The 14,553-nt window shown below is 62.2% G+C and carries 11 protein-coding genes; 3 read left to right on the forward strand and 8 right to left on the reverse strand.

Going from position 1 to position 14,553, the window contains the following annotated elements; genetic code table 11:
- Positions 1 to 404: 404 nt before the first annotated feature.
- On the reverse strand, positions 405 to 914 hold the full coding sequence (gene greB / locus LVD10_RS00455; protein ID WP_237061319.1) for a transcription elongation factor GreB: 510 nt from the start codon (positions 912 to 914) through the stop codon (positions 405 to 407).
- A 16-nt stretch (positions 915 to 930) separates the two neighbouring features.
- On the reverse strand, positions 931 to 2,904 hold the full coding sequence (locus LVD10_RS00460) for a S9 family peptidase (protein ID WP_237061320.1): 1,974 nt from the start codon (positions 2,902 to 2,904) through the stop codon (positions 931 to 933).
- A gap of 268 nt (positions 2,905 to 3,172) precedes the next feature.
- Here LVD10_RS00460 and LVD10_RS00465 point away from each other — a divergent pair, with 268 nt between their 5' ends.
- Positions 3,173 to 4,027, forward strand: coding sequence for a beta-keto acid cleavage family enzyme (locus tag LVD10_RS00465; protein ID WP_237061322.1), 855 nt, complete (start codon positions 3,173 to 3,175; stop codon positions 4,025 to 4,027).
- A 160-nt stretch (positions 4,028 to 4,187) separates the two neighbouring features.
- Entirely contained in the window at positions 4,188 to 5,666 is a 1,479-nt protein-coding gene (locus tag LVD10_RS00470) for an alanine/glycine:cation symporter family protein (protein ID WP_232942178.1), read from the forward strand.
- Between the two features lie 27 nt (positions 5,667 to 5,693).
- Here LVD10_RS00470 and LVD10_RS00475 read toward each other — a convergent pair whose 3' ends face one another.
- The 6 genes from LVD10_RS00475 to LVD10_RS00500 are packed head-to-tail and all read right to left on the reverse strand — an operon-like array spanning position 5,694 to position 13,523.
- A complete protein-coding gene (locus LVD10_RS00475; protein WP_232942180.1) occupies positions 5,694 to 6,857 on the reverse strand; it encodes an acyl-CoA dehydrogenase family protein in 1,164 nt (387 codons plus the stop codon).
- A gap of 43 nt (positions 6,858 to 6,900) precedes the next feature.
- On the reverse strand, positions 6,901 to 8,952 hold the full coding sequence (locus tag LVD10_RS00480; protein ID WP_305080560.1) for an ATP-binding protein: 2,052 nt from the start codon (positions 8,950 to 8,952) through the stop codon (positions 6,901 to 6,903).
- Positions 8,949 to 9,776 carry an enoyl-CoA hydratase/isomerase family protein gene (locus LVD10_RS00485; RefSeq protein ID WP_232942182.1) on the reverse strand — a complete coding sequence of 276 codons (828 nt, stop codon included), beginning with the start codon at positions 9,774 to 9,776 and terminating at the stop codon, positions 8,949 to 8,951. Before LVD10_RS00485 ends, LVD10_RS00480 begins: the two co-directional genes overlap by 4 nt.
- On the reverse strand, positions 9,766 to 10,977 hold the full coding sequence (locus LVD10_RS00490; RefSeq protein ID WP_237061323.1) for an acyl-CoA dehydrogenase family protein: 1,212 nt from the start codon (positions 10,975 to 10,977) through the stop codon (positions 9,766 to 9,768). Before LVD10_RS00490 ends, LVD10_RS00485 begins: the two co-directional genes overlap by 11 nt.
- Before the next feature lie 45 nt (positions 10,978 to 11,022).
- Positions 11,023 to 12,630 carry an acyl-CoA carboxylase subunit beta gene (locus LVD10_RS00495; protein WP_237061325.1) on the reverse strand — a complete coding sequence of 536 codons (1,608 nt, stop codon included), beginning with the start codon at positions 12,628 to 12,630 and terminating at the stop codon, positions 11,023 to 11,025.
- Complete coding sequence (locus tag LVD10_RS00500; protein WP_237061327.1) at positions 12,630 to 13,523, reverse strand: SDR family oxidoreductase; 894 nt, start codon at positions 13,521 to 13,523, stop codon at positions 12,630 to 12,632. The genes LVD10_RS00495 and LVD10_RS00500 overlap by 1 nt, the downstream gene beginning before the upstream one ends.
- Positions 13,524 to 13,703: 180 nt before the next feature.
- Here LVD10_RS00500 and LVD10_RS00505 point away from each other — a divergent pair, with 180 nt between their 5' ends.
- Positions 13,704 to 14,360 carry a TetR/AcrR family transcriptional regulator gene (locus tag LVD10_RS00505; RefSeq protein ID WP_237061329.1) on the forward strand — a complete coding sequence of 219 codons (657 nt, stop codon included), beginning with the start codon at positions 13,704 to 13,706 and terminating at the stop codon, positions 14,358 to 14,360.
- Positions 14,361 to 14,553 lie beyond the last annotated feature (193 nt).

Here is a 14,553-nt window from a genome sequence, read left to right on the forward strand (position 1 = left end):
CTGCAGCCTTCAATGACCTGATGGTCGCCTCATGGCGACCCGAAACTCCCTGTCTTTTTGGTGAACAAATTTTATGCAGCGCTTTTCGCCAGCCGCACACCCCATATGCGCGACGCAATTGGCGCAAAATCATACAGATTGATTTCGCTTTTGCATACCCTGCAAACGAAGTGGTTAGTAATTGATCAATTGGGGTTCCCCTTAAAATTGCAGGGGGGCGCATGCGAAGTGAGGTATGTGGTAATCGCCGGGAAGAACCCGGGCGAACTCCAGGAAGTTTCACGGCCGGAGAGAACCAGGAATCGGCTGAGCTGGATCCACTGCCGGCTACCGTTTATTTGATAGTGCCGTGAATTAATGATGAGGCAGGTTTTTTACTGCCGCCGGGAGTAAACGACGGTCATTCAGTCGGCAGCTTCCTCGTATCGGATTTCCAGGACGTAATAGGTTACCCACTGCTCCTCAATGCGAATATCCACCTCGTCGTCCAGTCGCTTGCCCAGCAGCGCGCGGGCTACCGGCGAGTCCATGGAGATCAGTCCCTCTCTCACATTGAATTCGTCCGGGCCCACAATGCGATAGGTACTGGTGTTGCCCTTGTCATCCTCAATGGTGACCCAGGCCCCGAAAAACACCTTGTCGCGCTCTTCCGGGATACGGTCCACCACCGTGATTTCTTCCAGGCGCTTGGTGAGAAACCTTACCCGGCTGTCGATTTCCCGCAGGCGTTTCTTGCCGTAAATGTAATCCGCATTCTCGGAACGATCGCCCAGTTTGGCAGCTTCACTCACGGCATTGGTTACGCGCGGCCGTTCCTCTTCCCACAGGAACTTTACCTCAGCGCGCATGCGGCGGGCGCCCTCGGGAGTGATATAGCGTGAGCCGCGGGGCCGCGGCGGTCTCCATCGTCCCACTGGAATTCAGCTCCTGTTATCCGTTGGCACTTTGCTGACTGAGATTCTCGATCTCGATACCGGGGCCGGGCTCCGCCAGCGGAAAGCCGAAAATACGGCTGTAAAACTCCAGCTCTGCAGACAGTGCCATCTTGATACTGTCGGCGGCGCGGAAGCCGTGCCCCTCCTCGGCAAAGGTAATGTAGGCCACGGGAATACCCTGCTGACGCAGGGCATCGACCATCGCTTCGGCCTGGTTGGGCGGCACCACTTTGTCTTCCATCCCCTGGAATACAATCACCGGGCAGTTGAGTTGCTCCACGTGATTGATCGGCGAGCGTGCACGGTACAGCGCTTCCGCAGCGGGCCACGGACCCACCAGCTTGTCCAGGTAGCGGGATTCGAATTTATGGGTGTCGCGGGCAAGCGTGGTGAGGTCGCCGACGCCATAAAGGCTGGCGCCGGCCTTGAAAGTGTGATGGAAAGTGAGGGCGGCCAGCACGGTATAGCCCCCGGCACTGCTGCCCTTGACCAGGAGCCGCTGCGGATCCGCAAGGCCCTTTGCAACCAGGTATTCCGCCCCGGCACAGACATCCTCTACATCCAGCACGCCCCAGCCATCCTTGAGGCGGTCGCGGTAGGCGCGGCCATAGCCGGTGCTGCCGGAGTAATTGACGTCCAGTACGGCAAACCCGCGACTGGTCCAGTACTGTATTTTCAGGTTTAGCCCGGCTGAGGTGGCCCCGGTGGGACCACCGTGGCTGAGGACTAGCAGCGGTGGCAACTCGTCCCCGGGACCGGTGTAGTCCGGGTTCTGCGGCGCGTAATAGAAGGCAAATACGTTCCGGTCGCCCACCGGGTACTGGATAGCCTGGGCCTGGGAGAAATTGTTTGCGGGCAGCCCTGCGGTATTGCTGCGGGCGATCTTGGTGAGTTGCCCGGAGTGGTCGTCAAAAGCGACTACTGAGGAAAAATCGCCGGGGGATGCGGCGATGAATACCGCCTTATGGCTCTCGCAGTGCAGGCTCTCGATATCGCAGTAAGGTTGCTCGATTCGCTCATGACCCCCGCCTTCCAGGTCAATGCGCCCGAGCTGCCAGCGACCCTCTTCGGTGTAGGTACAGAGTATCGAGTCACTGGTCAGGAAACTGTAAGTGGACATACCAAAGACCCACTGCGGCGTGGCGAACTCGGCGTCCTTCTCCCATATCGGTTTATCGTCGCCGCGACGATAGATATTCCACCAGTTACTGCGATCAGAAACATAGAACAGTTCACCCCCGGGGGACCACTGGGGCTGGAAGATTGATTCCTCCGCGCCGCCGGCAATGACTTCGATATTTCCGGGAATGCCGTCTTCATCCAGGTTTGCCAGGCAAAGCTCGGTTCCATCCCAGGGCATATTGGGATGGAACCAGCGCAGGAAACTGAGCCGCTGGCCGTCCGGGCTGAGCCGGGGGTTGGAGTAGAAGTCAGCTCCCTCTACCAGCACATCGGGTTCACCCTGCGTGGCAGTTTCCCCCAGTGGGACAGCCACAATGCGTGCCACTGGTTCATCGCCGCCTTCACATGGGCGGTAGTCCTCCTGGATACAGACCAGGCGATTGTGGTGCTGGTCCAGGGAAAAATCTGCGTAGCGGCAGGGATCATCCGGTGTGAGAGGCTGTGGCTCGCCACCCTCCAGCGGCATCCGGTAAATGCGCTGGTCCGTTGCGAGCACAAAGTACACCTGGTCCCCTGCAACCAGGTAGCTGGCGCCGCCATATTCATGCGCCTTGGAGCGGACACTGAGCGGGGCAGGGGTGATATCCCGGGTACCATGCTCCGGGCAGTGCTGGACCAGGACCGAGCGCCCCTTTTCTGCCGGGCGGGATTCCAGCCAGTAATAGCGGCCGTCTACCAGGCTTGCTTCACCGAGTCGCACGCTGCCCTTTACCAGGAGGTCGGCGGTAACGGCAGATTTCCAGCTGCCGTAGGGTGCGGCGGTAATGCCGTTGGGCTGCTCGCTCATGAATTGGTCTCCATTCTACCGCTGTTTATTTCGGGGCTGCTTGCCCGACTTATGGCGCGCATTCTGCCGAGCCGCCAGGCCGTGTACAAGTCGGCTTTGCCGGCCCGGCGGCCTGTGGTAGCCTGACCAACCAAGCAATTGCTTGGTTTGTGTTCTGTTCCAGCCGGCCCGGATTGCGGCCTGCGGCGCGAATTCCACTATGCCCCGGGATGGCGAGGTGCTTGCCCCGGGCCCGGGTTCCAATAAAGATAATTCAGGAGTCCTGCCCATGTCCGATGAAGTTGTCATTACCTGTGCCCTGACCGGCGTGCTCACCAATCCCCAGCAGCACCCGGTACCGGTCACGCCGGAAGAAATGGCTGCCTCTGCCCGCGAGGCCTTCGATGCCGGGGCGTCGGTGATGCATGTGCATTTCCGTTCCCAGGAACCGAGTATGGGACACCTGCCCAGCTGGGATCCCCAGGTGGCCGTGGCCATTGCCGAGGCGATTCGCCATGCCTGTCCGGGCGTAATCCTCAACTTCAGCACCGGCACCATCGGTCGGGACCAGCAGGGCGCGCTGGACTGCATTCGTGCCGGGCGGCCGGAAATTGCCGCCTGCAATGCCGGCAGCCTCAATTACCTGAAAGCCCGTTCGAATGGCACCTGGGCCTGGCCGCCGATGTTGTTCGAGAACACGGTGGAGAAAATTGAGGAGTTACTGGAGGTCTGCCGCGAGACCGGCACACGGCCGGAGTTCGAGTGCTTTGATGTGGGCATTGTCCGCTCTGTTGGTATGTTCAGCGATGTAGGTATGGTCGAGCAGCCCAACTATAACCTGGTGATGGGCGTCGCCTCGGGCATGCCCGCGGACCCGGACCTGCTGCAACTATTAACGCGATACATGCATGAAGGAACCCTGTGGCAGAGTACGGTGATCGGGCGCCAGGAAATCTGGGCACTGCACCGCAAGACCGCCGAACTTGGCGGCCACCTGCGCAGTGGGGTGGAGGATACTTTCTACCTCCCGGATGGCTCGCGTACCAGTGGCAATGGCCCGTTGATCGAGGCGCTGGTTAATTTGGCGGAGGAAACCGGTCGTACCGTCGTGTCCCCGCAGCGGGCGCGGGAGATTTTCCTCTAGGGGCATGGGCCCCGTCGCCGGCAGGGGACCAACCGGTCTGCCACGGGTCATATAGTTCCCTCGGGGTAAACTAGTCTTAAACGCAGGTGTAGTCTTTTCCGCCACCAGTTGCGGGCCGGTGTCGTGCCCGCAAACCGGGGCCAACCAGCGGAGTGGCCGAATGCAATCCTTCCTTGATGCACTCTCGACAGTAATCGGCTGGGGCAACTCCCTTGCCTGGGGGGGGATCGGTGGTTTCTGGTGGCTGGGAGTCCTGATTGCGGCGTTGTTGCCCGCAGGCCTTTACTTCACCATACGCAGCCGGTTCATCCAGTTCCGCGCTTTCGGTCATATGCTCTACGTCATGCGCTGTAGCCTGCGCCGCGAGCACTATGACTCGGTTTCCTCATTTGAGGCCTTTGCCACCAGTGCCGCCGCCAGGGTCGGTACCGGTAATATTGCCGGTGTGGCGGTGGCGATTACGGCCGGTGGCCCGGGTGCTGTCCTGTGGATGTGGCTTGTGGCCCTGGTGGGCATGGCCACCAGTTTTGTGGAAAACACCCTGGCGCAGACCTATAAGGAGCGCGGGGAGGAGCACGGTACTTTCCGTGGCGGCCCCGCCTATTACATCGAGAAAGGCCTGGGTCGCCAGTGGAAATGGCTGGCGGTGGTGTTCTCGATTTTCCTGGTGATCAGTTTCGGCTTCTTCTTTAACGCCGTGCAGGCCAATGCAATGGCTTCTGCTATCAGCGCCGCGTTCGAGATAAACCCGCTGCTGGTGGGAGTGATTGTTGCCCTGGTGGCGGCAATGATCGTTTTCGGGGGGATTCATACCATCGGCCGCTTTGCCGGGCTGGTGGTACCGGTGATGGCGCTGGCCTACCTGGCCATTGCGATCCTGGTGATCTTTATGAACCTGGGTGAGCTGCCATCCGTGCTGGGCCTGGTAGTCAGCAATGCCTTCGGCGTGCAGGAAGCCGGGGCGGGTGCTTTCGGGGCGGTTGTTGCCAATGGCATCAAGCGTGGTCTTTTCTCCAATGAGGCCGGTATGGGCTCATCACCCAACGTGGGTGCCGCGGCGGACGTAAAGCACCCGGCGGTCCAGGGCTATGTGCAGATGGCGTCAGTATTCCTGGATACCATCCTGATCTGTACGGCGACAGCGGCGATCATCCTGCTGGCTGATGTGCATATGGTGGGTGACATCGAGGGCGTGACCCTGACCCAGGATGCGCTGGCCAGCGAAGTGGGCAGCTGGGGCAGCGGCTTTATTGCCATCGCGCTGATCTTCTTTGCCTTTACCTCCATCATTGCCAATTATTACTACGCGGAAACCAATATTTTCTACCTCTGGCACACCCGCACATCGATCCTCTGTTACCGGGCACTCTATATCCTGTTTATCCTCTTTGGTGCCTGGGTGGCGGCCAGTGGCAGCTCCGACAATTTCGCGCTGCTGTGGAATATGGCCGATATGTCCATGGGCTTTATGGCGACGGCGAACCTGCTGGCGATGCTGTTACTGTCCGGGGTGGCATTCCGGGTAATGGCTGACTACGAGGAACAGCGCGCGCGGGGCATTGACCAGCCGATGTTCGATGCACGCAAGCACAATATCCCGGGGGTGGAGCACGATGTCTGGGACGCTGATCGCTGGTAACTGTCCCTCTCTTCTCTGTGGTTGCCGTCAGATTCCCATCTGCCGCGACGCCAGGTCCCGCAGGATTTCCTCGGAACCGCCGCCGATCGCGTTGACCCGGACTTCGCGGTAAATGCGTTCCGTGCGGCTGCCACGCATATAGCCCGCGCCTCCCATAACCTGCATGGCTTCGCGGGCACAGAGTTCCATGGTTTCGGTGGCCTGCACCTTCAGCAGTGATACATCGGCAACCCCGAGTTCACCACGCTGCTCGGCAGCGGCACAGAGTTCCAGGTAGGCGGCGGTGGCGTTGATGCGCTGCAGCATCTGCGCAAACTTGTGGCGGATTACCTGGTGGTCGGCGAGCCGCTTGCCGAATGTCTTGCGCTCCCGTGCCCAGTCGATCGCTTCCTGCAGGCAGACGCGACTGTACTCTACGCAGGACGCGGCGATGCCGAGTCGTTCGCTGTTAAAATTGTGCACGATCGGCAGGAAACCGGCATTCTCCTCCCCGACCAGGTTGGCCCTCGGGACGCGAACCCCGTCGAAGAAAATACTGGCAGTGTCGGAGCACCACCAGCCCTGTTTCTGCTCCAGCGCCTGGCGCTCCACGCCGGCTGCATCGGCCGGGATCAGCAGCAGCGAAATTCCCCCGAAGCCTTCGCCGCCAGTGCGCACCGCGGCGGTGAACCAGTTGGCCCGCATACCACCGGTGATAAAGGTCTTTTCGCCGCGGACGATAAAGTCATCGCCATCCCGCTCGGCGCGGCACTGCAGGTTGGCAACATCTGAGCCGGCACCGGGCTCGGTGACCGCGAGGGCAATATGCCTTTCGCCGCGCAGTACCGGGGGAATCACCGCCTCCCTGAGGGCGGGACTGCCGTAATGGACGACTGGTGGCAGGGCGATGCCGTGCACCATCAGGCTGGCGTAAAGCCCGCCCGCGCCACACCGGGCGAGTTCTTCGGCGGCGACAATGGTGTGGAATATATCCCCGGGAATGCCGCCGTAGGCTTCGGGATAACCGAGAGGTAACAGGCCGACATCCGCCGCTTTGGGCCACAGCTCCTGTGGCAATTGGCCTTCCTCATCCCACTGGCTGACAAATGGTGCAATCTCTCGATCGACGAAACGGCGCAGTTGCTCGCGCCATTGATGATGCTCGTCGGTGCGGAAGGGGCTGTACAGGCGGCTGGAATCAATGTCGAACACAGGCTGTCCCTCTGGTAACCGTTGATGCACTTTGGTGGCCGGATCAGGATGCGGCGGTGGACTGCTCGGCGGAGGAGAGCATTGCTTCCGGTTCTATCCGTACCAGCAATTGCCCACCGCGTACCTGCTCCCCGGGCCGTGCGGCAAGTTCAGCGATGACACCGTCGCAGTCGGCCCTGAGCGCATGCTCCATTTTCATCGCCTCAACCACTGCGACGGAATCGCCCTTGCGGACCGGCTGGCCCTGTTCCACACAGAGCTCAACCACGGTGCCATCCATGGGAGCCTTGAGGGTGCCGCTCGCCGGCCCTTCCATTGTACGTGCCGGGGCATGGGTACAGTCCCGCCATGCCAGCTGCCTGCCCCCGACCAGGGTAACCAGCTCGGAGGCGCGGTGATGAAAGACGACAGTTTCCTCCACTCCATCGACTGCCAGCAGCACCTGCTTTTCAGCAGAGCGCATCAGTGCCATCTCGAAGGTCAAGCCTTCGCAGTGGACACGATAATGCCGCGCGCGAAGCGGGAGCAACTGGCACTCGAAACTGTTATTTTCCTGTTGCAGGCGGTAAACCAGTGGTGTGCTGTGATCGCCGCTGCGCCAGTCAGCCCGATGGCGGCGCAGGTCTGCAGGATCGAGCAGGCCCTGATGCATCAGCACTACTGCGATGGCGGCGTGCCGGGGAGTCGCCCGGGCACTCTCCGGGGCCTCAACAAGGTATCTTCCCTCATTGCCCAGGAATGCAGTTGTGGCCTGGCCGGCGGCAAATAGCGGGTCGGCCACCAGCCGGTTGAGGAAATAGCCATTATGTTTCGGGCCGATCAGTTCGAGCCGCGCCAGGGCGTCGAGCATGCGCAGCCGGGCCTGTTCCCGGTCCCGGCCGGCGGTAATCAGTTTGCCCAGCATGGGGTCATAATACGGGCTGACAAGGCCACCGTTGATGACCGCGTGATCGCAACGGATACCATCACCGGCAGGTGTCCGCCAGTGGAGTACCTCGCCGGTCTGGGGCAGGAAATCGCGATCCGGGTCTTCCGCATAGAGTCTTACCTCGATGGCATGGCCACAAAGCTGGATCTCGTCCTGGGTCACTGGCAGCGGCTCACCACGGGCGACGGACAGTTGCCAGGCTACCAGGTCGAGGCCGGTGACCATCTCGGTCACCGGGTGCTCAACCTGCAGGCGGGTATTCATTTCCAGAAAGTAAAAGTTCCCGCTTTCGTCCAGCAGGAATTCCACTGTGCCGGCACCGCGATAATCGCAGGCGCCCGCTGCCGCGATAGCCGCGCTACCCATGCGCTGGCGCAGGTCAGTATCTACTGCGGGGGAGGGGCTCTCCTCAACAATTTTCTGGTGCCGCCGCTGGACCGAGCAATCCCGCTCGCCCAGGTGGACAATATTGCCATGGTTGTCGGCGAAGACCTGGACCTCTACGTGACGGGCATTGACCAGTGCTTTTTCCAGGATAACTTCGTCGCTGCCAAAGGCACTGCGGGCCTCGCTGCGGGCTGAGCGCAGGTGGGCCTGCAATTCCTCGGCGGATTCCACCAGCCGCATGCCGCGGCCACCACCGCCATCGGCGGCCTTGATCATCAGCGGGTAGCCGATCTCTTCAGCAGCGCGGACCAGGTCGTTGTCGTCAGCGACCGCGTCACCGGCGGCAAAGCCAGGTATGCAGGGAACCCCGGCATCAGCCACGAGCGCCTTCGCGCGGCGCTTGTTGGCCATGGCCTCGATGGCCTGCGCCGGCGGGCCGACAAAAAGAAGCCCGCTTTCCGCACATGCGCGGGCGAAATCGGCATTTTCCGAGAGAAAACCGTAGCCCGGGTGCACGGCGTTAGCGCCAGCCCGTTGCGCGGCATCGAGTATCTTGCCGATATCCAGGTAGGATTCCTGTGGACTGCACCCGCCAATGGCGACGGCGGTATCGGCCATGCGCGCGTGCAGGGCGTCCCTGTCCGGCTCACTGTAGATGGCCACCGTACGGTACCCCTCACTGCGAGCAGTGCGGATAATGCGCACGGCGATTTCGCCCCGGTTGGCCACCAGAAGTGTGGGGCGGGCGGACGCTGGTGACTTCTCTGGTATCTGCATCATTGCTGCTGCCACTCCGGGGGGCGCTTCTCAATAAAGGCCCGGGTTCCCTCTCGGCCCTCGTGGCCCTGGACCGCATCGGAAAACTGCCGTGCAGCGTGGTCCAGCAGTTGGTCGAGGTCGCCAGCGAGCGGTACGGGGCTGCTGTCGAGGAGCAGCCGCTTGGTGGCGGCGAGCGCATCTGGTGCGCAGCGACCCACCGCCGCGAGCTGCTGTGCTACTGCGGTATCGAGTTCCCTTGCGTCTTTCACCGATGCGTGCACCAGGCCGATGCGCAGGGCCTCCCCGGCACCGATACTGGCGCCGGCGAGCGCCAGCCTGCGGGTCTGCGATGACCCGATACGCGCAACGATAAATGGGGCCACCTGTGCCGGCAGCAGGCCCAGGCGGGTTTCCGGCAGGGAGAAGCGGGCGGTCTCGCTGGCAATGGCGATGTCGGCGACGCAGGCCAGGCCCAGGCCGCCACCCATAATGGCCCCCTCGAGCGCAGCGATGGTTACCAGCGGTGAGCATTCGAAGCGTTGCAGCAGTTCGCCGAAACGGCGATTCATGGTTGCGAATGCATCGCTATCGCCGGCCTCGACCCGCTGCTGTGCGGCGAGCAGGTCAGTGACATCTGCGCCGGCGGAGAAATTCTCCCCGGAACCGCGCAATACCAGTGCGCGGATTGCCGGGTCCTGTTCGGCCTGCTCCAGTTGCGCCAGTAGCCCACCCACCATCTGCAGGCTGAGGGCATTGCGCTGGTCCGGGCGGTTCAGGGTCAGGAAAACTGCATGCCCCTCGTGGCGGGCCAGCAGTTCACCGCTTACTGTTGTGTCAGTGTGCACGCTGGGTTGCCTCCGCTTTGCCGGCATTTGAGCCCGTCGCTTCGGGTTTTCTCGCCCGGGGCAGAATCCCCATCAGTTTGCAGATGATGCCCAGCATTACCTCGTCTGCCCCCCCGCCGATGGCAGTGAGCCGCGAGTCCCGGTAGGCGCGGTTGATGGGCGTCTCTTCCATGTAGCCCATGCCCCCCCAGAACTGCAGGCACTGGTCGGGAATGGAGCGGGCCAGGCGCCCGGATTTCAGTTTGGCCATGGATGCGAGCGTGGTGACGTCCTCGCCCGCCACGTATGCTTCTGTGGCGCGCCAGGTGAGCGCCCGCAGGCATTCCACCTCGGTCTGCATCTCTGCAAGGTTGAAATGCACCGTCTGGTTATCCAGCAGGGGGCCGCCAAAAACGTCGCGTTCACGGGTGTAGTCGATGGTGGACGAGACACAGTTTTCCAGGCCGCGAATAGTCAGCAGGGCACCGGCCAGGCGTTCCTCCTGGAACTGCAGCATCTGCAGCAGGAAGCCGTCGCCCTCGTTGCCGATACGATTACCCTGTGGGACCCGGACATTGTCGAAAAATACCGGTGCGGTTTCCGAGGAGCGCATGCCCATTTTTTTCAACCGGTCCCCGACCCGGACGCCGGGCGCGTCGGCGGGAATAACCAGCAGGGACTTGTTCCGGTGGGGCTTGCCCTCGCCGGTGTTCACCAGGGTGCAGAAAAAGTCGGCCCGGGGGGCATTGGTGATCCACATCTTGCTGCCATTAACAAGGTAGTCATCACCGTCCGGAATGGCCGTGGTTTTGACACCGGCCACATCGGAGCCGGCACCCGGTTCGGACACGGCGATGGCGCCGATCATTTGTCCGCTAATCGCCGGGAGGAGAAACTCTTCCCTGAGTGCGTCGCTGGCGAAATTGGCCAGCGCCGGTGTCGCCATGGCGGTCTGTACCGCAATTGCCAGCGGCACACCGCCACAGTGGGCCGCGCCAAGCTCCTCGAGGAAGACCGCCTCGTAGCTGAAATCGAGGCCCAGGCCGCCGTACTCGGTGGGCTTGCTGATGCCCAGCAAACCCAGTTCCCCCAGTTTTCCGAACAGCTCCCGGGTGGGGAATTCGCCCGCTTCCTCCCATTCGGTAACATGGGGATTGATTTCGCGCTCGACAAAATTGCGCACGGTGCGCTGAAGCTCGCGATGCTCGTCAGTCAGTATCATGGCGTTGTCCCTGATTCCTTGAACCTGGTTACCAGTCCGGCGCGGCTAGAACCTCGCCACACCGAAAGTATTTTTCCGCTGCGGCGCCAGTTCTGCTTCCCGGCATATTTCCAGCAGCATACCCAGCAGCCTGCGGGTATCGCGCGGATCGATGATACCGTCGTCCCACAGCCGCGCACTGCAGGAGAGGGCGTCCGAGCCGGCCTCCATGAAGGCGGCGGTGTCCTGCTCCAGTTTGTCCAGTGATGCCTCGTCGACAGCGCCGGCACGCTGCATTTTCTGCTCGGTCACTATCCGCAGCACCTTGCCCGCCTGCGCTGCACCCATCACCGCGGTGCGCGAGTTTGGCCAGGCAAAAATGAAGCGCGGGTCGAACCCGCGGCCGCACATGGCGTAATTGCCGGCGCCGTAAGAGCCACCGATCACGATGCTGATCTTGGGCACACTGGCATTGGCCACCGCCTGGATCATCTTGGAGCCGTGCTTGATGATGCCGTTGCGCTCGACTTCCGTGCCGACCATAAAGCCGGTGGTATTGTGCAGGAAGAGCAGGGGAGTGTTGCCCTGCTCGCACAGCTGGATGAACTGCGCCGCCTTGTTCGCCCCGGGGGGAGTGATAGGGCCATTGTTGCCAATTATCCCGATCACGCGGCCCTCGATCCGGGCATGGCAGCACACCGTCTGCCGGTCAAACGCCGGCTTGAAATCGAGGATGGCGGAGTCGTCGACCAGGCGCGCCAGCACTTCGCGCACATCATAGGGGCGCCTGCTGTCGGCAGGAATCAGCCCCAGTAGCTCTTCCTCGGGGTAACGGGGAGGGCGCCAGTCTTCCGTAGCCGTTGCTGGTGTTCCAGCGGGCAGGGCGGCGATTATCTCGCGGGCCATGCGGATACCATCGGCATCGTCTTCGGCCAGGTAGTCGCCGCTGCCGGATTGCCGGCAGTGCATTTCGGCACCGCCCAGGGTTTCCTCGTCGGCGATTTCACCGGTGGCGGCTTTCAGGAGTGGGGGGCCTGCCAGGTACATTCCGGTCTGTCCCCGGACCATTACCACATAGTCGGACAGGCCCGGTTGGTAGGCCCCACCGGCTGTGGCCCCCCCATGCACCACGGTGACCTGGGGGATGCCGGCAGCGGACATGCGGGCCTGGTTGGCAAACCCGCGACCGCCGGGCGCAAACGTCTCGTTGGCGAACATCAGGTTGGCGCCGCCACTCTGGGCCAGGGTAACCACAGGCAAGTGGTTTTCCCGTGCGATCTGCTGCATGCGCAGTGCCTTGTCCATTCCCGCCGGCGAGATGGTGCCCCCCTTTACCGCATAATTGTCGACGCGCACCATGCAGCGTCGGCCGCTGATCCTGCCGATGCCGCAGATGGCGCCGCCACCGGCACCGCTGCCGTCGTTATCGTCGTAGAGCCGGTAGCCCGCCAGGGAACAGAGTTCAATAAATGGGGCGCCGGGATCCAACAGGCGGTTGAGCCTTTCCCGGGGCAGGAGCCAGCCGCGCTGGCGATAGCGATCGCCTTTGTCCGCCGCCACTGCCACCGGGCGTTGTTCGGCCTCGCGGAAGCGCGCGATGGCCTGGAGCATGGCTTCGCGGTTTTCGGCGAACTCCGCCGACCCTGTTTCCACCTGTGACTCGATTGGCTGCATCAGAGTTTGCCCTCCGCCTCGAGTTCGGTGACCACAGCCGGTTTTACGCTGCGATGGAATCCCTCGAAGCGCTTGCGGTTCCTGGCCGGGGCCGGTTGCCACAACGGGGAGTGGTGCTTGAGACTGGAGCCACCATCGATGCGCAGGGTCTGTCCGGTAATGTAGCTGGCGGCTTCGGATAGCAGGAAGCATACCGCCGCGCTGATCTCGGCCTCCTCACCCAGCCGGTAAAGGGGAATGCTGTCGCGAAACCCAGGAAGCAGCTGGCGCAGGAAATCCGGGTCATAGGTATCGAAACCGCTGGAGAGAACGTAACCGGGGGCGACCGCGTTCACGCGCACGCCGCTGGCTGCCCATTCCACCGCGGCGGTTTCCGTCAGGTTGTCCATACCGGCGCGGGCAGCACCGGAGTGCCCCATGAGGGGCATGCCGCCCGCATTGTCGGCGGTGATATTGACAATGGCGCCACCGTCGCCCTTCATCGACTGGGTGTAAACCTCCCGCGCCATCAGGAAGCCACCCAGCAGGTTGCTGCGAACCACTGCCTCGAACCCCCGGGCTGAAATCTGCTCGAGCTGCGAGGGAAACTGGCCGCCGGCATTGTTGACCAGGCCATGGATACGGTGGTGGTCCCTGAGGATGGTGCCCACGGTCGCGCGCACACCGTCCTCGTCGCGGATATCGAGGCAGTGGTAGCTGCTGTCGCCGCCATCCTCCCTTATCTCACCGCTTACGCGTTGTAACTTCTCTTCAGTGCGGCCGACCAGCACCACGTGGGCACCGAGGCTGGCCAGTTCATGAGCTATGCAGCGACCGATACCACTGCCGCCGCCGGTGACAATATGGACCTGGTCGGCAAAGCTGCCCGGTCGCAATTGGCTCTGGTAGGGCATGGAGCTCTCCTGTCTACCGTGTGACCCTGGGGTTGTTATTGTTTGTGCGGTTACCCGGGACCCGGCAGTTGCGCGAATTTTGCTGGCAGCATCTTGCACGGGACGGGCACATTGAGCATGATGGTCAACGCTACCAAGCAAGCGCTTGGTTATCAATAGTTTTGATTCGGGGGTGAGTCTGTGTCGGGCAGTAATGCGGTGGCGAAGAGTGATGCGAAGTCGGGGGCTGGATCCGCGGAACTGGTGCAGGCGCTGGTGGCGGGCGGGGAGCTGACTGACCCGGATTCGCCGCGGGGGCGACTGCTCAACGCGGCGGCTCGGCTGTTTGTGGAAAAAGGTTTTGCGCGCACCACAGTGCGGGATATTGCCGCTGAAGTGGGGATACTGTCCGGCAGTATTTTCCACCATTTCCGCAGCAAGGAGGCCATACTCTGCCAGGTGATGCGGGAAGTCACGACCTTCGCGCGGGCGCGCATGGAGCAGGCGGTTACCCGGGAGCGCTCACCTCGGGGCAGGCTGAGGGCCTGCATACTCTGCGAGCTGGAAGCCATCCACGGCAGGGCCGTGCCCGGCTTTACCATCCTGGTATCGGAATGGCGGAGCCTGAGCCCGGAGAGCCAGAAGCAGGTCCTGCGCCTGCGGGAGGGCTATGAGCAGCTGTGGCGGGAGGTGCTGGCAGATGCCGGCCGGATGGATGATCCGGCGCTGGCCCGGCGACTGCTGCAGGGCGCACTGTCCCACAGTTACAACTGGTACCGGCCGAAAAGGCAGGGCTTGTCGCTGGATGAGCTGGCCGGGCAGGTCCTCTCCCTGTTCGCCCGCCAGGGCGCTGCCTGAGCAGTATGCATGCTTGCTGCTGAGACGCGGTTATCACTCGGTGTGTGTGCGACCACGCTTTTTTCCCGGAATGACCCTTATGGGCCAGGGGCTGTGAGAACCAGTGCCCACCCTGGCCAATAATAATAAATTAGTCTTCGTGCACACTGCCCGACACCCCGGGAAAATAACAGGAACAAGTGTCACCGGAGCG

It is taken from the genome of Microbulbifer zhoushanensis, from assembly GCF_021729055.1.
GTDB classification, from domain to species: domain Bacteria; phylum Pseudomonadota; class Gammaproteobacteria; order Pseudomonadales; family Cellvibrionaceae; genus Microbulbifer; species Microbulbifer zhoushanensis.